Here is a 23,118-nt window from a genome sequence, read left to right on the forward strand (position 1 = left end):
TATGATCAGCATAAGTTACCCGTACAAGGCTTTTGAGTATCTTTATCGGAAAGCATACTAGCGCCTCTATTAAAATATCCCTTCAACTGATCGACTGTGACAGCCCCCATATGCGTATCAATCACTTGACCTTGAGGCGAAACAATATAAGTGGTTGGCACACCATAAATTAACCCAAGAGCAAACATTGTGCTATCTTGAGTGGGTACCACGGTATAATTAATCCCTTTTTGGCGAATGAAACGCCGTAACTCGGCATTGGGTGTTTCACCTGCATCCATGCCTAATACCACGACATTATTACGATACTGTGCTGCCACTTGCTTTAAAGCTGGAATTTCCGATAAGCAAGGTCCACATTGGGGCGACCAATAATTAACAATCACCCATTTACCTTTGTATTCAGAAAATTGGTGTTGTTTACCGTAAATATCTTGAAAAGAAAAATTAGATACTTGTGCAGAAGCCACTGCAGACATTAACAAACCAGAAAAAACAGTTACCCACTTCATGACTTTCATAGAGATGCCCTCAAACCTTTGATTTAGTAATTGAAAATAGCCCATGCACCAAGAGTTATTATTTTGTATAAAACATGAATGATAAAGGTGTTAGTTATATTTAGATATTATTATCAATACCATTTAGGATCAACGATTTAGTTAACTCACCTGTGCATGACCGATAATAGATAGCCCACATCGCAACCTCGAATACACTCCTAAGATTATGGATACCCTGCTTTGATTGCAAGTTGTATTTCCACAACATTTTGACAGTCAAATAATTTTTTTTATCTATCAATAAAAAAGGTCAGGGGCGTTAAACCCCTGACCTTTTAATTAATTAAATAAATGTGCTTTACTGCTTTTTAGAAAAACGCCGAAACGCTAGAAAACCTAACAACATCGTCAACACAAGCTGCGCCCATTGACTTAGGGTCGGCACTGACACCTGAGTACTGACTACCGTGTTAATAAAGTTTTTATCCAAATAATCGGGTAAACCATTCTTATCCACATCCACTGCATCGCTTGGATTACCATCTTTATTAGCATCAGCACCTTCTTGAGGAGTCGGTACTCCATCGCCATCATCATCGCCATCAAGATAGTCGGGTATCCCATCAGCATCGGTATCCGTATTCAGTACACCCGCCGCCTTATAATTCTCATAGAGACTGAAAATCCCATCATTATCATCATCTTTGTCGACTGCATTGATTTTACCATCGCCATCGGTATCTATCGGCTTGGCTAGCTCACTGCCCACCTCTTTAGCGTCTGGCACACTATCGCCATCCGTATCCGCTTTACTAGGGTCAGTGCCTAAGGTTTGCTCTTGGGCATCGGTCAAGCCATCGCCATCCGTATCCCCTCCTGAAGCTTGAGCCGTGATGGTAATGGAGATAATCGCGGTATTTTTACCACCTTTACCATCTGAGACCACATAAGTGAAATTATCCATCCCCACATAGCTGGAATCAGCGGTATAGATCAGTTTATTCGATACCAGCGAGACTGAACCATGAGTTGGCTCCATTACACTATCAATACTTAAGGTATCACCATCTGCATCGGTATCATTAGCAAGCGCATCAATCGTCACTGATCCCCCTGCGACAACCGAGGCACTATCCGCCACCGCTTTGGGCACAGCGTTTGTTGAGGTCGTAGGGCTATCACTGGCATCAATCGGATCAGGAACACCATCGCCATCTGTATCCCGTGGATTAGTTTGCGGATTGCCATCACCGTCGGTGTTGTTATCCTCATCCTTAGTCAACTTGCCATCGCCATCATCATCGGCATCTAAATAATTTGGTTTACCATCCCCGTCCGTATCGGTGGCTTGCGTCGCTGGATTCTTATCTGCATCTAGATTTTGATCCTCACCTTTAGTGGGAATACCATCGCCATCATCATCCGTATCGAGGGCATTGATTTTGCCATCCGCATCGGTGTCGACTGGCTTAGTCAGATCAGCACCGACTTCGACTTTATCCGGCACACCATCCCCATCCGTATCCGCGAGGGCAGGATTCGTACCTAAAGTTTGCTCTTGAGTATCACTCAAACCATCCCCATCCGTATCGGTGGCAGAAGATCCACTCGTCACGGTCACATTGACCGTACCTTCAGTCACGCCACCCTTAGCATCAGACACAAAATAGCTAAAGCTATCCGACCCCACATAAGCCGCATCAGCGGTATAAACGGGCTTGCCATTTTTAATGACAACCTTCCCAAAATCACCATCGGTGACATGTTGCAGAGTCAAAGTGTCATTGTTTGCATCCGTGTCATTGGCTAAAGCCTCAACAGTGATCGAGCTACCACTCACTACCGAGATAGTGTCTGTTACCGCATTAGGCGCAGTATTAGCACTGGCACTCGCCGTACAATCAGCTTCAGCGGGACTGCCATAATTACCCAGATAATCATTATCCCCAGCCCAAGAGTTATGACTGAACTCATTACCGGCATTAAGATTCGATACCCCACCGATAATAGGATCGGTTTCATTATTGATAATTGAAATAGCCCCTAAACATTTCCCAGTATTCTTAAAACTGAAGACCTCTTGCTCTACCCCTGCTTGCCAGCCCACATCACGGGAAGTGCTGTTGGGAATACTTGCGGTAAAAGAAAAATAATCAAAGCTTGAGCTTTCGGGGGGTGCATAGGCTTTTGAGGTAACAGGCCAAGCCCATTCACTATGCGCAGCCGTAATCCCCGTGGTCGGAATTGTAAATTGATTAGGTAACTCCGTATGCGGTACACGAATCGTCACCTGCGCCGAGATCGGAATATCGGGTGCGGCGGGAGTAGCCACTGGGCGGATATAAACACGATAGAGACCGCTAGTGCCATCCCACCTGATACTATACTCGACCCCCTCAGTGGGTGCAGCCAAGGCGTAGCCTGCTTGGGCAGTAAGAACTAAGGTAATCCCCCTAAGAACAGCTTGCTTCAGTGACTTTTTCATAATTATTTACCAGTTTTAATTCTTATTAAATCAGCCGAGTTTTTCAGTGAAAGTGGGTTAATAACCCACCTTCAACTTTAACCTGCTAAGGTAACTGACTTTTTACAATGTAGTTCGCATTGAAGTTCGTATTTGCTGGATAAACCAACACATTAGCCACTAAAATATTGGTATCATTATTCGGGCCAGTAAAAATGGTGTCCCCATCCAGGGTGAAATCGGTGGTATTGTAACCACTGACAACGAAATTACTGCTGAACGAACTATTCAACGGAGCGCTTAATATTTTTGCATAAATCACTCCTGCATCTTGCCCGACACCATTACTGATTAAGCGCGTATCCATATTGGCATCCCCAGCCCACAGTAAACTAACACCTTTAGTTTGGGTGCGTCCGGCTGCATCACCGTAGATCTTGGTAGTAGAAGTCGTAAAATCAATTAAGGTCGGTGTCGTCATTAAATTTACCGCCGATGAGCTCATCACCCCTAGATGATTCCGGTGGCGAATAGCAACATAGTAATTGCCGGGCAAAGCACCTGAGATGCGTAAGGTACTATTACCTGTGTCGGCCTCAACCAGATCACCATCCCGTTGGACTAGCGCGGCTTTACGGTACAATACGGTTTTACCATCTATCGGCGAGCGTAGCTCAATCAATACCCAATCCACGGGGGCATTATTACCCGTGATACTCAGCTGACTCGTAGCCACTTGTTCCACACCTGGATAAGCATAAGGTGCTACGGTGTAAGGCTGTTTACTGGGAATTAAACCTTTCGCACGCAGATCATCCCGCATTAATAAGCTTGAACTATTGAAAGCACCTTGCAACATCGCACGCATTTGTAAAGTAATCGCATTCACGGTGGCATCTAAGTAATCGACAATTCCATCCTGATCTGCATCCACGGCATCCTCAGGTAAACCATTTTTATTCGGGTCATTACCTTCACTCGCGGATAAGATACCGTCATTGTCATCATCATTATCTAGATAATCCGGCTTGCCATCTTTATCAGTGTCATCATCTAAGGCCGTGTTGCTATTATAGTTTTCACTGCTGGTTAACAAACCATCACCATCATCATCGGCATCTAAATAATTCGATTTACCATCACTGTCCGTATCGGTAGCTTGTGTCGCTGGATTCTTATCACCATCCAGATTTAAGTCCTCACTCGCGGTTGGAACACCATCATTGTCATCATCGCTATCTAAAGCATTGATTTTGCCATCAGCATCCGTATCCAGGGGTTTAGTCGGATCACTGCCTATCTCAAGATTATCTGGCACACCATCACTATCACTGTCGCGAAGGTCAGGATTGGTACCTAAGCTCAGTTCTAAATTGTTAGTTAAGCCATCCCCATCTTTATCGCCTGTTGGGCCATCCGTGTCCACTGCATCCAGATAATCGGGAACTCCATCACTATCCGTATCGGTCGGACTGGTCGCCGGATTTTTATCACTATCAAGATTTTTGTCTTCAATCGCCGTTAGCTTTTTATCACCATCATCATCGCTATCTAAATAATTAGGCAAACTGTCTGTGTCGGTATCTAAAGGATGGGTTGAGGGATTCTTATCGCCATCTAAATTCATATCTTCAGTGAGCGTTGGAATACCATCGTTGTCATCATCCGCATCCAAGATATCAATTTTGCCATCGGCATCCGTATCGCGGGCTTTAACGGCAGTTCCAAACTCTTGACCATCAGGAATACCATCATCGTCACTATCAGCATCAGTCGGTGAAGAGCCAATTAATTGTTCTTGCTCATTCGTCAGACCATCTTTATCCAGATCACCCTTTACACCATCGGTATCATTACTGTCTAAATAATCCGGCTTAGCATCCCCATCGCTGTCTAGTGCATCATCAGGCCAGTTATTTTTATTCGGATCATTGGATTCTGCTACTGAAAGCTTGCCATCCCCATCATCATCACTATCGAGATAATCGGGTTTACCATCCTTATCAGTATCATCATCCGTCGGTGTAGCCCCATTGTAGTTTTCGCTTACACTCAATAAACCATCATTGTCATCATCGGTATCGAGTGCATTAATCTTACCATCTGCATCCGTATCTATTGGCTTTAAAGGATCAGGACCAATTTCAATACCATCATTCACGCCATCGCTATCACTATCCGCTTTCAAGGGGTCAGTTTTAGTGGTATTGATTTCAGTACTATCCGTCATACCATCCCCATCGGTATCACTACTTAAAGGATTCGTTTTAGTGATATTAATTTCAGTGCTATCATTTATCCCATCACCATCCGTATCGGCTTTCAACGGATCAGTTTTAGAAACATTCACCTCATAATGATCAGATAACCCATCACCATCAGAATCTATCATTAATGGATTAGTTTTATTTAGATTAACTTCAGCCCCATCAGTTAAACCATCACCATCCGTATCCGCTTTCAACGGATCGGTTTTGGTCGTATTGACTTCCATTCCATCGGTTAAACCATCCCCATCGGTATCCGCTTTGAGTGGATTGGTTTTAGTGATATTTAATTCAACCTGATCACTAATACCATCTCCATCGGTATCCGTTTTGAGTGGATCAGTTTTAGTCGTATTGACTTCAAACCCATCGGTTAAACCATCACCATCGGTATCAGCTTTTAAAGGATTAGTTTTGGTGGTATTCACTTCCAGCCCATCCGTTAAGCCATCGCCATCCATATCAGCTTTGAGTGGATCGGTTTTAGTAATATTCACCTCAACACTGTCTGTTAGACCGTCCCCATCGGTATCTGGATTATCAGGATTAGTCCCTAATTGACGCTCTAAACCATTATTTAGGCCATCACCATCGGTGTCTAAACTATCAGCACAGTTAGCAGCACCTCCGTAACTACCTAAATAAGCATTTTCACCCATATCCCAGCCGATATTACTTAGCTCATTCCCCGGATTCGTTTGTGCTGAGTTAGAACCGGTATTAAATGGATCGGTATTCTCCATTAAGGTGACTGGCCCTAGACACTTACCTGCATTAGCAAAATTAAATACTTCAATTTCTTTATTAGCTTGCCATGCAAAGGCATTGACTTGATCAGCTCTTAAGATAAAAGACAGGTAATCATAAGCACCGTTAGTTTCAACCGGAGCATTTACCCGTGAACTGGATGACCAAGTCGTATTAACGACTGTAGAAAATAGATCGTTTATCTTAAAAGCCGTGCTTAATTCACTCGAGTGTGGTACAACTATAGTCACTTGCCCATTTAAATGAGCATCGGGTGCAGGAGTAATACTTGGCTTCATATAAACATGATAACGATCATCAGTAGTACTCCAACGAATAGCAAATTCAACATTAGGAGCAGCCCATGCTGCCTGACTACTCGCAGCGAGTAAAAACACAGAAACACTTAGCCCTAAATACTTATTTAACGTGAAGGTGCGGGTACGCATTTGCTTTATCTCTTTTTTATTTTGACGCAAAGGCTCTAGAGCAAGCAAACTCAAATTGCCTGCCCAGAATAAACAATTTTACTGAAGCTAATACAATCTAATACTTTATTTAATTATTACTTGTTCAATATTTTCAATTATTATTTTCAATTAATTCTGAATTTATTTATTAAATTATTATTTTTTCAAGCATTTAGGTGAAGCACCATAAACACCTTTAAAATTATTTTCGCCGACAGCACCCCAGCCTAAATTGGTAAATTGATTGCCGGGATTGGTTTGCTGCGAGTTATTAGGGATATTAAAAGGATCATTATCCTGCATAATGCTCAGACCATTCACACAACCTTTTTCATTAGCAAATGAAAACACTAAAAGCTCTTCATCTGCCACCCAAGGATAATTTTGTGCACTATTCCCTTGTGCGCCAATATAAGAGAAAGAAATATAATCATGCTCAGGATCTTCTTTAGGTGCATCGACCCGCGAAGCTTCAATCCAATCAGCACCCTCCACCCCTGCTACCACATTCAAAGGTTTAAATTTCGCGGCATGCGGCACTTTTAGAGTCAGCTGCCCCGTTAAACTAATATTCGGCTTGGGTGTTACTGAGGGTTTCATCCAAACTTCATAGCTTTTACCATCATCAGCGAGTGCTAGCTTATATTCAAGCACTGGATCAGCTAAAGCGGAATTTGCAGTCAAGCCTAGACTTAGGGTGATTAATAGACTAAAAATGGAGGATTTATTTTTATTGTGCATCTGTGAATTCCTAAAATTATTATTTTTAATATCAGCTGATTGTAGCGACTAGCTTAATTAATCTGCTAAATTTACAGACAGGCGGACTAAGGGCTGGCAAAGCTCTGTGCCTGCCAGCCCCTTGAGTTACTTAGCTAATCCACCTACTGCTATATAGTTACTATTTTTATCCTTATTACTCGGGAATAAAAATAGATTCCCCAATAAAATATTGGCATCATTATTGGGTCCCATAAACAGAGTCACTCCATCCATGTTCAAGTCAGTTGCTAAATAACCTGATAGGCGATAACTACTATTGAGGTTAGTATTTTTAGGTGCTTTGAAGACCGCATTGAGCATTACTCCGGCATCACTGCCAATCCCAATCGCGATTAAACGGGCATCTTGATTAGCATCACCTGCCCACAGCAAGGCTAAGCCTGCACTTTCAAGCCGCGCATGTAGACCCGCGACCTGAGTAGCGGTTTGGCTGAAATCAACGACAGTTGCTTGGCCAGCCAAGGCAATTGCCGTAGCCGTTCTAACACCTAAGTGATTACGATGCCGCACACTCACAACATAATTGCCTGCTGCTACCGGGAAGTTCAGTGCAGCCGCTCCAGTCAGTGCATCAACCACATCACCATCCCGCTGTAGTAGTCCAGCTTTACTCGCCACTACGACTTTGGGATTCGCTGCTTCACGTAATTCAATCAGTATCCAGTCAACTACAGCATCCTTACCTGTCACGGTAGCTAAATCCACATTCAGCTGTTCAGTCCCTAAGTAATTAAACGGACTCGCTGTATAAGGCTGAACCATCGGCAATAAACCTGTCGCCCGTAAACTATCCTGCATCAGTCCAGTTGAAGTGAGATAAGGCCCTTGTAGCAAGACTTTAGTTTGCAGATAAACGCCCTCATTGAGCTGATCATCAATCACTGCCAGTTTTAGGCTACGCACACTACTCAGCCCTTGATCATCCATCACCCGCACATCCAGTACGTAGATATTGTTTTTGTCTGCATCTAACGGCTGTTCAAAATCCGGCGCTGCGATAAAGCTCAACTCACCTGTTTTAGGATTAAGTTTAAAACGGCTGCGGTCAGCGCCACCCGAAATCGCATAGCTAATCCCTGCCCCTTCCTGATCACCTGCATCAGGATCGAAGGATTCAACATTAAGTGCTACCCCAGTTTTACCCTCTAAAACCTCTGTCTGGTTTTCATTGATAATGACAGGCAACTCATTAATATCTCTGACTCCTACGGTCATTGGACGCACATAAGCTTGCCCCTTGACGGTCGCAGTAATCGTCAACTCATAACGATTGTCACCACCACTATCGCTAGGGGCTTCATAATTCCCCGGTATTAACAACGGCGAGGCTTTAGTGATAGAGGCCGAACGTGCACTCACAATATTAGGGTTACGGAAGACGATCAGCTTGCAGTCTAAGCTTGCACCCGGACTGGGGTCTTGCACGATAAACTGCTGACCATCAGCTCCGCCACTAATCACATAAGTAATCGGATTACCATTATCATCAGTCGCTTCCAGATAAGTAATGACCGGTGAGTTTTCATTCACTGTCATATCCGCACCTGTACCACTAATCAAATCAGTACACACTGAGACTGAACCATTCTGTACCCCAGAAAACTCCGAGGTACTGCCTAGGCTCGTCGCACTGGTTTTCTCGGTTACTGTCACCGCAATATTGGCATTCGCAGGCACGGTTTGATTAGCGTTGAGTGAGCCTTTAAAGTTTAATACCCCACCACCCGCATGATTAATATCCACATAACCGAGATAGATCTCACCCTCCCCATGCTTGGAGCTATCCACCGACGTATTACGGAAGAACTCTAGGCGATAACCATGCGTATTCGTCGGCAGATCCAGATCAAAATCATAAGCAACGACTTTCGTACCATTTGAACTAATAGAAGAACCTGCCTCAACCATTGGATAATTGAGTAACTTATTAGGGCCAGTATCACTATCAAGATTGTCATTCGCGGTCACGCCATCAACGCCTAAATCAATCCCCAAACCACCATTGTCATGAATACTATTCTGGCTATAGGTATTGCCTAGGCCATTACCGATATGGGCGATACCTGCCCAAGTATTCTGTGCAATCGTATTGGTGATCACCCGATTATTGAGCACCTCGTTGATTAGGCTAATACCGTATTGGCTATTATTGAGCACCGCGACCCGCTCAATCACTGCATTATCAGTATCATCCAACACCACACCACTACCAGCAGCATGGCTCACTGTCAGATCACGAACTGCCGAGCCTGTTGCACTAGGCAATAAATTCAAGCCATTGCTCGTACTGTTATCTAAAACAATCCGACCACTACCAATATTAGCTAGCTGGGTACGCCCATCCAGCGCCGTATTCGCCCGCTCTAAACTTAGAGCACCACTGGTTAAATTAATCAGGGCTTCACCGGCCGTCAGTTGGCTAGCTGGGATCATGAAAATACTGGTTTCAGTTCCGGCTGGATACTCAGCAGCTAAGGCAGCAGGTAAGGCTTGTGCCAAACTATTGATGGCCAACTGTTTATTATTTAATAAAAATTGCCGTAACGAACCCTGTCCACTGTCATTCGTATTGACCACTGTACTAAAGTTAAAGCCGAAATCAACCTGTTTTACACTATTACCTGCTAGGGTTACTCGTTGCACTGATTGCGCAGGCTTAGCCGTTAAACTACCACCACTAAACAAGAAGGTCGTCGTATTTAAGGTCGCAGTCCCCGGATTCACACCCGCATCAACCAAGTTTGGCCGATTACCACCAATCTGATTCGTGGTCGCGGCGACACCATCTGAGCGATAAGTCAACACCGCTAGTTCAGAACCATTCGAGCCTAATCGACTAGAACTCACCGTCTCATCCACAACCCGTACCCAGTAATCTGCATCTGGCAGATTGGGCAGCATATATTTGCCATTGGCTGCACTGACGATACTGGCCACATAATTACCCGTCTGGTCATACACCTCAATAACCGCCCCTGCGATTCCCACAGTACCCGCAGTCCCGAAAGGACGACCACTCCCACCTCCATAATTGGTATCCTCGAAAATAGTCCCAGAGATACCACTGCTACAAATCGCTGTTCCTTCGACCAATTCATCCACTTGTTCAGTGGTTAATTGGAAACCCGAAGTCACTGCAACATAACGACGTGGCGTGGTTTGTGAACCCTCAGGATCTTGTGGATTTGCCTCAATCGCGGCGGTATAGCCACCTCCCACTGAAGCAATCGCAGCGGAGGCCGCAATATCAACCGGTTCTGGATTAAAGCTGACGACTGAAAATGATACGCCTTCGGCTTTCATTTGGTTATACACAGTGAAAGCCGAGCCATCATCAGGTTCTGCACCTGAGCCGGGTGGATCAATCAACATAGAAATATCGACAGGCACAGCATCTATATAACGTGCTGCATCGGTCATTAATACAATCTGTAAAGGTGCTGCAGTATTGCGCGCTGTTTCCTTGATTGGGCTGAGAATATAACTAGACAGGGTACTGACCTGACCATCCAAGGCATAGCGCATTTGTTGGATAGCACCCGCCAAATGATCAGCCGTCCAACTAGCATTAAAAGCCCCACCCCAAGCAAACTGCCGCACTGGTGCAGACATCGCGGTACTGGAGAAGTCACGCTCAATATAAACATACTGACCACCACTGACCAGAGAATCCGAAGGTCCGCCGAAATGAGCCACTGCGATACGATTATTCGGATTATTCACCAATAACTGACTACCCACGGTTTGAATGGTTTGGGCAAAATCAGCATATTCTAGTTCAGTAATTGAGCCTGAATTATCGACAATGAACAGAATATCTGAACCACCCGTCGCTGCACAACTCCCTGCACCAATCGGTGGCGGGCCAGCAATCGCCGTGACGGTCGGTCCAAACTCGGAAGTACCTACACTCAAAGTTGCAGTGGCAGTCAGCACATCACCTGTCATCAAGCTAGCCGGGGTTGGTACAGAGAATTGGAAGGCTTTCATACCCGTGTGGTTGTTACCATCTTGTGCAGGGACATTACAATTGCCGTTATCCGTATCGGCTACACTCCCTTCCACCATGCTACCTAAATAGACCTGACCTTCACCATAATCCTGTGATAAACCAAACCGATTGCTACCCGCTGTGGCAGCACCGCCCACACTGACATCGGCCTCGAAAAACTCCACGACTGCTCCGGCGGGTGCACAACCACGCACCAAGGCATTGCCATTACTAATCACCAGCTGTTGTAATACCGGGAAGTTGAGCAAGTCATTCGAACCATTATCCGCATCATTTAGGTCATTAAGTGTGATCTGATCATCGGCTAGGTCGATACCTAAACCCAGATTAGCATAGATACTGTTACTAGAAATACGCGCCGCTTCGTTAGTACCGACGCCATTAAAGTTCCATACAACCACACCATCGCCTTGGTTATAAGCAATCCGATTATTCTGAATAAAATTCAGGCCAGAAGGACTCATTACATCAACCCCAGGCCCAGTATTACCTAGGTTAGTCGCCGTGCCTGTGGGGTCAGTACCAATATAATTGGCTTCAATCAGATTATTTTTGGAGTGATAGATCTTAATACCTGCGGTTGTAAAGCGATTAATTGCCAAATATCTAATCGTGCTACCACCATTGACCCCATTCAGGCGCAAACCATTGCCAAGTACACCTGCGGGCAGATTACTACCGCTCAACTCAATCGTCGGCCGATTAGCGAAACTAAAGCCTACCCGAGCTGCTTGGGTAGAACCATCAATCACTATATCGTCCCCGATCAGAGGCAATTCACTTTGTACGGAAATCCTCCAATATTGTTGGGCTGCTTGATAATTTGGATCAGTCGTGGTGAGTTCTAAAATCGCATGCTCTTTACCGGCGGTACGCCCCGCTTGTGCCAAACTGCTCTCCCCACCCAAGACCGTAGTATTGAGAATAAATTGGCGTAAAGACCCTTGCCCACTATCATTAGTATTAACCACCGTATCAAAATTGAAACCAAAATCGACCCCACTGCTCTGACTGGTTGCAACTGTCACCGCTTGTACAGACTGAGCCTGACCGCCTCCAGACAAAAGGAAACTCGTGGTATTGAGGGTTTGGTTGGTAATATTTGCATTCGCATCCGTAGCCGTCACTTGACGCCCACCGACCTCATTCAGAGTCGCGGTTGTCCCATCAGTACGGAAAGTTTGGATACCACGCTCTGTACCATCAGACCCCACTCGCGTCGACTTAACACTGCTATTCACGACACGCACGAAATAATTATTGGCGCTCAGATTGTTAAAACTATACTGGCCATTGGTATCAGTGAGAGTGCTGCTAAGGAGGCTACCATTATTCGCATATAATTCGACCCTTGTTCCCGTAACCCCTACCGCACCGGCGGCTGAGGATGCACGCCCAGCGCCACCGCCGTAATTCACATCTTCAAAGATCTTGCCGGTAATAGAACCCGAGTTACCAACCGATAATGCCAAGGCATAATCTTCCACTTCGCCGTCAGGGGCATTAACTGCGGTGGCTCGTTCATCGACTGTGGTCGTGCCTGCATTATCGGTGAGTGTTCCCGAGGTAAAGCGGAAGCGCGCATAGGTCGTTCCCACTGAACCAGCGACAATACCTGTCCAGCTTAAAGGACCGGAGAGCGTGCCATTGGTAACCGTGACCGAGCGATACTCACCTGAGGTAAATCTACCATCTTTATTGAAGTCGATCCAAGCGTGCAAAGTTCCTGTGCCAGTTGCTGAAATATTGGCAACCGGAATGGAATAGCTGGTGGCACCGGCCAACAGTGCGGGGAAACTGGCCACTCCATCTTCATCATCAATGCCATTGACATCATCGCCCGTACCATTCAGGGGTGTCAGCGTGGTTTCACTGTCGGGGGCATTGGCACCGAGCTTGAGTGTACCTGCAATACGATGGATGGGGCTGCCATAGGTTGCGGGTGCGTCACCGTAATCCAGTGTATCAAAGCCGAAATCCTGATTCGCTGTTGTGCCACCTGCGGTGACACTGATACCCGTCAATGGGTTAGTAGTGCCAATGGTTTTACCTGCCAGATCAGGATCAGCCGTATCCACCTGAATCTTGTAGGTCAGGGCAGGATTCACCGTGGCGAAGCTGTAGGTGCCGTTCGCGGCGGTGCTGGTCGTGGCGACGGTGGCATTATTTGCCGCATTCAGCAGAGTGACCGTGATGGAGCCGATACCGGATTCAGTGCCGGAATTGTAAGCATTGTTGCCATTGCTATCGGTGTAAACCGTGCCACTGATCGAACCCGTCGAACCCATTTTCTCAAGGCACAGTGCATCGACTTTAGCAAAATCCAGCCCCCCGTTATTGGCTTCGACCCGGACGGCGACAGTACCTGCGGGAGCAGCGCCCAAAGCCAGTGAGTAAGGCCCTCCCAGGATCTGTGGAGAAAAGTTATCCGTATCGAAGGCAATAGCGTAGGTAGCAGGTGTCCCCAGTGTTCCACCCGTGCTATTCAAATAGCGGATTGAAACCGTTTGTGATCCCGGTGCATGGGCCCCCGCATAGAAACGCATGGAGAACGCTTCACCCGCAACGGCAGGCACATCCTGATACAAGGTACCCGCAGGGCCATCATTGTCGTAAGCGAACTTGCTACCATCCGGCTCGCTCGTGTTATTCCCGGCGACCACACCCGTTCCACTCCAGCCCGTGGGCGGTGTCGTGTTCAGGGCATCCAGCTCAAAGCTGGCGTTGGCAAGCAAATTACCGGGACAGGCCGATACACAGCTACCGGGATCAGCCAATGGAACAGCCAGTGTACAGCTTGCATTGGCACCATCCGTAAGGGTGAGCGTCTTATTCCCACTGCCGGCAGAACCAGCACCGAGGACAAACCATTGGTGAGTACCATAGTTAACCGCCGATGCGGGCGCAATCGTCATTCCGCCAGAAACCGTGACGCTGTAATTAACGCCTAAACCAGTACCAGTGGGATTCAGGCTGAAATAGATCTGGTCATCCGCAGGTGCAGCCGGTGTACCGTTAGCATGGCAGGCTACATTCTGTAAAGCAGCCGCATTAATGGCACATCCTCCAGTACCGACCGTCAGTGCATAATCCTCCACCTCGCCATTAGCGGCAGCACCACTTGCCCGCTCGTCAACCCCTGGTGTGCCTGTGTTGTCCGTCAAGGTCGTTGAGGTCAAGCGGAAGCGGGCGAAGGTCGAGCCTGCTGCACCCGTCGTGATCCCCGTCCAAACCAAATTATCGGATAGAACACCATTGGTTACCGTCACAGCTTTGTATTCAGTGGCACTGAAAGCGCCATCTCGATTGAAATCCACCCAAGCATGCAGGGTTCCGCTGCCTATTGCGCTGATATTCGCTGCTGGAATGGTGTAGCTGGTTGTACCGATCACTAAGGTAGGAACGGTGACACCATCATCATCGGCACCATCCCCCAAGGCATCCACACTCATAATAGGAGCATCGTCGAAATCGACACTGGCGCCAAGGCGTAAGGTGCTCGGTGTATAATCATGCCAAGCTTCAGTATAGCTGGCTGGGGCATCGGAGCGCTCAAGGTCAGCACTAGAGGCGTAAGGAGAACAGAGCCGTAAAACGGAATTATTCCCACCAAATTTTTCGATCATGACGGTCAGCTTATGGTATTCGCTCGTAGGCAATCTGACCTTCGTCCATTTACCCGTTTGCACACCCGCACCTGTCGGGAAGAAGCCCAGAATGGTTAGGCCATCTGCACTATAACTCGGCCCTGGACTGGCAACCCCCGGATTATAAATGACGGAAGTGTCATCCCGTACACTGATCGGACCTAGTTGGCTACTAGAGAGATTCAGTGCGGATGGAATGCGGATGCCCTCAAGCTCTTCGAAATCCTCTAAAGACAGGGTAAAGTTGGCAGTTGCTGCTGGAACAATTTGGTTAGTACCGGTGCGGTAGTATTCGATCTCTAAGCGCCAAGGTATAAAATTATTGTACAAGCCAGAGGTTGAGCCATCCAATATAAACCCACCGCCCACAATCGGAGTTCCATCTTGATTGAGAGCGCGTAACACGAGGTCAACGCCGAGGCCACCGACATTTTCATACACGCCTAACCCAGTAGTGGCGATGGGCGTGTAATCCAATAAACCCAGGGCGGGATTGGCGGCAGCGGCAGTGGTAAAGCTTAACTGCGCATCACATAGATTTTGTACGATAACAGGGGCGACTGGAGTGACCGTATCGGTGTCAGTGCTGCTGTTATTACTATTATTGGGGTCAGTTGTACCGCTAGGTGTAGCCACCGTGGCGGCATTTGCCACACTACCACTGGTGGCGCTGACGGTCGTGGTCACGTTAATTTGATAAGTTCCACCTGAGGGAATACTCGGTGTATTAAAGCCCGCTTGCAGGCTAGCGACAGTCGGTGGAGTCACGCATACACCCGGAGTTGTACCGCAGGCGACCGCTGTTTTGCTAAGCCCTGTGGCGATAGGGTCAGCTAGGGTGGCGATGGCAGCACTGGGGCCATTATTGGTGACAGTGATGGTATAAATTGTGCTGCTATTTGCATTGACACTGTTTACACCGTTGGTCTTGGTGACAGCAAGATCAGCGATTGGGGTAGCGATAACCGTCAGTGCATAATCCTCCACTTCACCATTAGCGGCTGCCATCGTGGCACGTTCGTCGACCGTGGTTGTTCCCGCGCTATCTGTCAAAACGCTCGAAGTAAAGCGGAAACGCGCATAGGTCGTTCCCACTGAGCCAGCCACGATACCTGCCCAGCTTAAAGAGCCGGAGAGCGTGCCATTGGTAACTGTGACCGAGCGATACTCGCCCGAGGTAAATGTACCGTCTTTATTGAAGTCGATCCAAGCATGCAAAGTTCCTGTGCCAGTTGCTGAAATATTGGCAACCGGAATGGAATAGCTGGTTGCCCCAACTATCAATGTGGGGAAGGTAGACACACCATCCTCGTCATCTGTGCCAGTCACATCATCGCCAGTGCCATTCAGGGGTGACAGCACACCATCAACATCTGGCGCATTAACGCCTAATTTGAGTACCCCAGTCACGGTGTGCACTGGTGTCCCATAAGATGCGGGCGCATCAGAACGGTCAAGAGCAGGCCGATCACGGTAATCCACGTCACCACCAGTCAGAACATCATTGTCTGCATCGGTGAAATTGTCAGTTTGAGTATTATCATACAGGCCGTTGACATCATCGAAGTTATCCAGCACTTCACGAGTATTATCCAGCCCGTTCACGCCGACAGGATTATCCGTTCTGCCATCACCGCCTGCATCGGGGAGGCTAGCGCCTGATTCGGTAATGTCAAACAGACCATCATCATCCGAGTCAAGATCAAGATAATCCGCCGTGCCAGTTCCGTCTGTATTCACAGGAGTCAAACCAGCTGCATAGTTGGTATCAACACCACTGCTATTGATCACGCCTGAAGGCGCAATATAGGCGGTCGTGCTTTGTGCTTCGATATTGTCCGGGATGCCATCATTATCACTATCCAAATCTTTGGAGTCGTCAATACCATCACTATCGGTGTCTTCGCAGACAATACAATCAGCCAAGCAATAATTGATGCTGTAAGAGCCCGATCCCGTGGCAATAAAGCGCAATCTCAGCGAGTCAACACTTGGATTACGGATGCCCCAGTGATAAAGCCCATTGCCAGAGCCTTTGAACTCAGGGTAGGTGATAGTGGCCGCTGAGGTATAAACACCTGCCACCCGCTCCAAAAATTCAATATTAACTGTTTCAGCAAAGCTAGAAGCACTGTTGACATCAGTAAAGCGAATAATGTCACCCGCTTTGGCCGGAGCACCGGAGCAAGAAACGCTGAACGCACTGGAAGCAGAGCTTGTCCCACCACTGGAGCTGCCAGATTGGGTACGGCAGCTAGCGCCACTGACAGTCGCTGGGCCACCTGTGCACTCAAAAACGTCTAAGATTCCATCATTGTCATCATCCAAATCCACAATGTCAGCAACACTATCCCCGTCGGTATCTTCGGTTGTAGGGTCCGCAGCCGGATCAAAACCAAAATTAGCCGTTTTAACACCATTGACTAAGGGGACTAGACCCGTTGAAGGATGCGGTGTACCGATCGTTAAACCACTTGGCAAATCAGGATCGCTGGTATCAACCTCTACCCGATAACTTGCATTCGCATCCAACTGCTGAAACACATAATGTCCATCGGCAAAACTGGACTGACTCGCGACCAAACGATCATCGGTGAGATCCGCCGGTGTACCCTTTTCATCATAAATTCTCACAGTAATCGCAGGTATCGTCGTTTCACTACCTAACTCATAGGTATTATTCAGATTAGTGTCCCGATACACATAGCCACCAATCCCACCCGTCGCACAAGCGGCCTCCACCAGCCTTACATTGTCGATACTGAGCTCATTAGCTGTTTTACCGTTATTATCCAAACCACCTACGGTACACCAAGCATTATTCATCACATTACAGTAGCCATTACTATTCGGAGCAAAATGGCCATAATTCACAAAGCTAATCGAAGAGCTTGTGCTAGTCGCGGTGAAATCAATCGCATAATCCAAGATACCTTCTGTGCTAGCAGGGGCTTTAAAATGAATCGAACCGCCGGGTGCATCGACCCGCATAATACCGGGTAAAAAATCTCCAGTTTCACGCAGGGCAGAGAAATATAAACGATAGGTTTTACCGACTGTCGTAGCGAACGAACGCGATAAACTCACCGGCAAAACACCCCAATGGCTTTCATGCGCTGTCCCAGAAGCATCCAAATCATCAATCGTGTCCCTTAAGGCCACAGCATCAATCGGTGTTAATAACTTGCCTTGAGCATCAAAACTAAAACCACTGCCTAAGCTGGGGCTAACATTACGCACCGCACCGTTGCCAAAATAAATCGACGTTCCATAACCTAAGCCCCAATCTAGCAAATACCCATAGGTATCCGTACCGCCTCCTGCAGCAGTCCAAGAGCGAATCGGCATAGCCCCTCCTGCATGATTGGCTCCCCAATAACTCGTGCTGATTGGATTCAAATCATTAAAATCATCTTGGAAAATCACTGACTGACAAGCCAAAGGTGCCGAGGTCGTGGCAATAGAGATACTTGGGCTATTCGGTGGAATATCCATGTGGACGGGTAAAATGAAATCCTCCACCTCACCATTTGGTGCAATCCCTGCTGCTTGCGTGGCAGCAGTCGCATCCGTAGTTAAGCGTAAGCGGATATAGGTTGTACCCAACTTAATATCCGTTGGAATACTAGACCAAGTTAGCGGGGTATCGAGATTATTTGAGCCAGTGGGAACATCGACCACTGCCCGTTCATCAGCATCAAAGCTGCCATTTTTATCGAAATCAATCCAGCCACTTAGTTTGGCTAGATTACCTGTCTGATTAGTGGTACGAATAATTGTGCTATAGCTCATATCCGTCATTTTCAAAACGGAAAAACTAAAAATACCTGCGCCGACTGCTTGCAGGGGTGGGCCGTCTTCATCAGTGGTATCACCGTTTGCCCGAATTGAATGAATACTCGCACTCTCTGCATCGGGAATAATTGCACCTAAATACAGATTATTCGCAGCCACTTTATGCGCTGCAACCCCATAACTTAACGGAGCATCACCATAATCATAACTATCATTGCAAGTTTGCAAGGATTCCGCACCATCCACCCACATCGCGCCAGCTTCATAGCTCAAGCGAATATATTGTGAACCACCACCGTTCGCATTAATCACGACTCGGGCTAATTGATTGATAGGGGCTGTACCTAAACTCCCCGCATTTCCAAAGCTACCTTTGTAATTAAAAACAACACCGTCTAAAGACAGTTCAATGCTAACTCGAGCTGCATTATCTGCCGGAGCCAGTGACAAAATGATCGGCGAATCAGCAGGAATGACTTTGCCTAAATCCAAAGTCAGTACCCCATTGGTATTAATTTTTGCTGAATTACTTGCGCTGGCTGTTGCTGCTACTGTGTCTAATGAACTGAGCGCTTGAGTTGGGTTTTCGACACTGTTACTGGTTACATTGATCACCGTGCTGGCTTGATTTTGTAAAGCGCTATTGGCAGGGCATAGTTTTAAATTAGTGATCACTTTATAGGGGCTAGTACAGGTCGCAGGGGCATCTAGCTCAGTTGGGCGGGCAAATAAAGAACGGAAGGTATTAATCGGTGTGACGGTATAATTATCAAATAATAGACCTACAGTGGAGGTCTCGTCATAAAAATTAATAGGGTTGGTGGCATCACCTATGAAGCTCCCTTGATTGCGCGTTTCACCTGAAAAAATTAAAGCACCAGAGCCACTGAAGGCCGCATTATTAGTGAAATCTTTACCCGCAATTTTCGCATCCACGCCATTGAAAAAGTCTAGATTATTTTGCCAAAGCCCACTAGGCGCACCGGAAGCATCGGTCATTAAGATCTTACCCCAGTTAGACATCAACATCGCATTATTATTAAAACCATCGGTCGCAACCAAAGTACAATAATTATTAACTAGAGCACCCGCGTTGGTGTTTATGAGCTTTTTAGAGTAAACCCGTCCATAGTTGCTGAAGCTACCACTAGGGTTAAAATTACCTTCTATCTCAAGGCGATACTCATTACTTAAACTCGTCCCTGAACTGGTATTAAGATCCTGCTTCGCCAAAAATAGGCCTTGATTTTCCAGTGTAGAACCATTCGACAACTGAAAATTATTTATGATTGACATGGTAGCATTCGCACGATTTCGGATGGTAATGCTGCCATTCAGATTGAGTCCGCCCATGAAATACCATAGGCCATAGTTATCTAAGCTAGTGGCTTGATTATAAGCAAAGGTCTGGAGTTTGGTGATGCCATAATTCGTGAGCAAACCGGCGCTATTATTCAAGGCACTCGGTATAAAACTTGCTCCCGCCTCCACACAAATACTGGAATTAGCTGCAAAATTATTAATTGCTCCCGTGTAAGTACCCGTATTAATTTTTAAGGACTCACCGGAATTTAACGAATAACTATTACTCGAACCATTGTCGGTATAAGTGTAGCTCGCCGCCGTACAGCCTAAGGCTAAGACTTGCTCACTTAAAAACCACAAGATTAAGCTACAGAAAAACCGTACTAGAGCACTCGAAGATAGTGCACGTGAGAGGGTCATGCTATTCGCTCCATTGTTTTTATGATTATTTAGCGTGCTTCAGCACTCAATTGGGTTATCACGGTTCACTCAAAAACGATGAAGAGGAACTTGTCATCTGCTCATTTTTGGTCAACAAAATTTTAAATTATTGACTTAAATGATACTATATCAACTATATTAATATCAAGCTCAGTTTTGAGCTGATAAAATGTGCAGTTGCTGGCCAAAAATCAGCACAAGGCCTTAGCCTTGATCCTGAGTACTGACTATTCAATACCTTCAATACCCATTGCCACGCAAGATATAGTTGCCTGCAAAGGAGGTATTTGCGGGGTAACTGAGGATATTGGAGTAGATCAAACGACTGTCATTGTCAGGTCCAACCGCTAGCGTCTCACCATCTAAATTCAGATCAGTGGCAGCATAACCATTGAGTCGATAGCTGGTATTGAAAGCCGTATTCGCACTCGCACTGAGGACTGTACTGATCAGTAGCGTATTATCACTACCCGAGCCATGAGCAATAATTTTTTTATCTTGACTCAGATCACCCGCCCAAAGTAGCGCTTTAGTTTTATACAGATAACGACTATGTTGCCCTGCGACTGTAAACAGTGGATCACTAAAATCAATCAGACTGCTGGTAAAGCTCAAACTGAGTGCACTGGCACTGACCACCCCTAAATGATTGCGATGCCGCAAAGACACATAATAAGCCCCTGCACTCAGATTCAAAAAAGCTAAAGTCGTTGAGCCAGTCTGCACATCCATCAGGTCACCATCAGCTTGCAAACCCACGGCCTTTTGTGCAAGAACCAGCGTTGGATTGCTAGCACTACGCAACTCAAGTAAGAGCCAATCAATCAAAGCTTCCTCATCTCCACCGACCGAAACACTAGTCAGTGACCGATTTAAAGTCTCACTCCCCTGATAGAGAAACGGAGCTTGACGATAAGGCTGATGCAGTGGTAGCAGCCCTTTTGCCCGCAAATCATCCTGCATTAAGTCTGTACTGGCCTCATACGGTCCTTGTAAATAAGCACGGACTTGTAAATTCACTCCGACTTGCAGGCTTTTAAGGTGGCTTGAGTCAGCGGCGAACGCGAGCGAATACCATAGCAAATAAAAAAGGCAAACCATAAAAATACATAATGAGTAAGCGATGAACTTGCAAGGCTGCGCGAGGATCTGCATCTTAGATAATCTCCATGAACTGCTTACTCTTGCTATTGAATAATTATTATTAGACACTAAGTCTGCTGCTGTAATTATAATTCTAACTTATAAGACTAACGCGCTAATTTTCATAAAACAATGGCAAAATGACGGATCGAGGGTGGCAGATCACTTGCCTAGTCGCTCACATCCGGCTAGATTGCAGCTCTGAACTGACAGGAATTTACTCATGGATAACACCGTCACGATCTATCATAACCCCCGCTGTTCCAAATCTAAGCAGGCTTTAGCACTGCTAGAAGAAGAAGGCGTTAGCCCTGATATTATCAACTATCTCAATAAACCCTTGAGCGCTGATAAGCTACGTGAACTATTAGGCATGCTCGGCATGAGCGCACGCGGCTTATTACGTAAAACGGAAGCGGAATATGCTGAGTTGAACTTGGCCGATACCAGCCTCAGTGATGAGCAACTCATCCAAGCGATGGTCAAGCATCCCAAATTAATCGAGCGGCCAATTGTGGTGGTAGGTGGCAAAGCAGTGATTGGACGCCCGCCGGAGAAAGTATTGGATTTAATATGAGCCAAACTAAGCAAGTCTTAATTCTCTATTACAGTCGTCATGGTGCCATCGCAGCGATGGCACAGCAGATAGCACGGGGGGTGGATAGTGTGGCGCAGACTGAAGCCCGCCTCCGCACGGTCGCCCCTGTTTCTGAGGTCTGTGCCAGCGTCGCAGCTAGCATTCCAGAAACCGGTGCACCTTATGCTTGCTTAGAGGATTTAAAAACCTGTGATGCCCTAGCTTTAGGTAGCCCAGGGCGATTTGGTAATATGGCAGCCCCCTTAAAATACTTTTTAGAAAAAACCAGTAGCCTATGGTTATCAGGTGAATTAGTGGGTAAACCTGCGGGGGTGTTTACCTCCACTTCAAGCCTACACGGTGGGCAAGAATCGACCTTACTGTCGATGATGACTCCACTACTCCATCATGGGATGCTGATTACAGGCTTGCCTTATACTCAGGCCGATTTAATCAGTACCCAGACTGGCGGCACACCTTATGGCCCGAGTCATGTCGCAGGGAGTGAGAATAAACCGACTTTAAGCGCGGAAGAGCAACGTTTATGTAGGGCGTTGGGGAAACGCTTAGCGGAGTTGGCTCATAAACTATGAAAAATTGGCTTTGGTTTTGGCGTGGGTCGGCGATTCTTGGTTTATTGGGTTTGATTGCCTTAATCATCCTCTGGAATGGCTGGCTGTCAACGACTCAGCAATTTCCACGCTCGCTTGAAATCCTGATTTTACTTCTCCCCTTAATGCCCTTGATACGCGGGATTATTCGTGGGAGTAATCGCAGTCATGTGTTTTCGATTTTAGTTTCCCTCCTCTATGCCACCTTAGGGGTTGGGTACTTATTCTCTCCTCAAGAAGAAATCTATGGTTGGTTAATGCTATTGGCGAGTAGCTTACTCTATATTGGCGGTTTTATGAGCGCCAAACTGACCGGAACTGGGCGGCGCGAACCTAAAACAGACGGCTAACCC

At 46.6% G+C, this 23,118-nt stretch carries 9 protein-coding genes; 3 read left to right on the plus strand and 6 right to left on the minus strand.

Annotated features, from left to right (window positions below; translation table 11 throughout):
- Positions 1-5: 5 nt before the first annotated feature.
- The 6 genes from B5D50_RS01120 to B5D50_RS01145 form a co-directional block, all read right to left on the minus strand.
- Positions 6-521, minus strand: a complete 516-nt coding sequence (locus B5D50_RS01120) for a TlpA family protein disulfide reductase (protein ID WP_078920732.1) — start codon at positions 519-521, stop codon at positions 6-8.
- A gap of 340 nt (positions 522-861) precedes the next feature.
- Complete coding sequence (locus B5D50_RS01125; protein ID WP_078920733.1) at positions 862-2,988, minus strand: IPTL-CTERM sorting domain-containing protein; 2,127 nt, start codon at positions 2,986-2,988, stop codon at positions 862-864.
- An 85-nt stretch (positions 2,989-3,073) separates the two neighbouring features.
- Complete coding sequence (locus B5D50_RS01130) at positions 3,074-6,430, minus strand: hypothetical protein (protein ID WP_143594207.1); 3,357 nt, start codon at positions 6,428-6,430, stop codon at positions 3,074-3,076.
- 177 nt (positions 6,431-6,607) lie between these two features.
- Positions 6,608-7,192: a cadherin gene (locus tag B5D50_RS01135; RefSeq protein ID WP_078920735.1), complete on the minus strand. Its 585-nt coding sequence runs from the start codon at positions 7,190-7,192 to the stop codon at positions 6,608-6,610.
- Between the two features lie 126 nt (positions 7,193-7,318).
- A complete protein-coding gene (locus B5D50_RS01140) occupies positions 7,319-20,413 on the minus strand; it encodes a GEVED domain-containing protein (protein ID WP_078920736.1) in 13,095 nt (4,364 codons plus the stop codon).
- 261 nt (positions 20,414-20,674) lie between these two features.
- On the minus strand, positions 20,675-21,589 hold the full coding sequence (locus B5D50_RS01145) for a hypothetical protein (protein ID WP_078920737.1): 915 nt from the start codon (positions 21,587-21,589) through the stop codon (positions 20,675-20,677).
- 211 nt (positions 21,590-21,800) lie between these two features.
- Between B5D50_RS01145 and arsC the strand changes: the two genes are divergently transcribed.
- From arsC to B5D50_RS01160, 3 genes are read left to right on the plus strand one after another with little or no spacing between them, the layout of a single operon-like run.
- Complete coding sequence (arsC, locus tag B5D50_RS01150) at positions 21,801-22,154, plus strand: arsenate reductase (glutaredoxin) (RefSeq protein WP_078920738.1); 354 nt, start codon at positions 21,801-21,803, stop codon at positions 22,152-22,154.
- Positions 22,151-22,747 carry an NAD(P)H:quinone oxidoreductase gene (gene wrbA, locus B5D50_RS01155; protein ID WP_078920739.1) on the plus strand — a complete coding sequence of 199 codons (597 nt, stop codon included), beginning with the start codon at positions 22,151-22,153 and terminating at the stop codon, positions 22,745-22,747. Before arsC ends, wrbA begins: the two co-directional genes overlap by 4 nt.
- Positions 22,744-23,115, plus strand: coding sequence for a DUF2069 domain-containing protein (locus tag B5D50_RS01160; protein WP_078920740.1), 372 nt, complete (start codon positions 22,744-22,746; stop codon positions 23,113-23,115). Before wrbA ends, B5D50_RS01160 begins: the two co-directional genes overlap by 4 nt.
- The last annotated feature ends 3 nt before the right edge of the window (positions 23,116-23,118 follow it).

The organism is Thiothrix eikelboomii (genome assembly GCF_900167255.1).
GTDB lineage: Bacteria > Pseudomonadota > Gammaproteobacteria > Thiotrichales > Thiotrichaceae > Thiolinea > Thiolinea eikelboomii.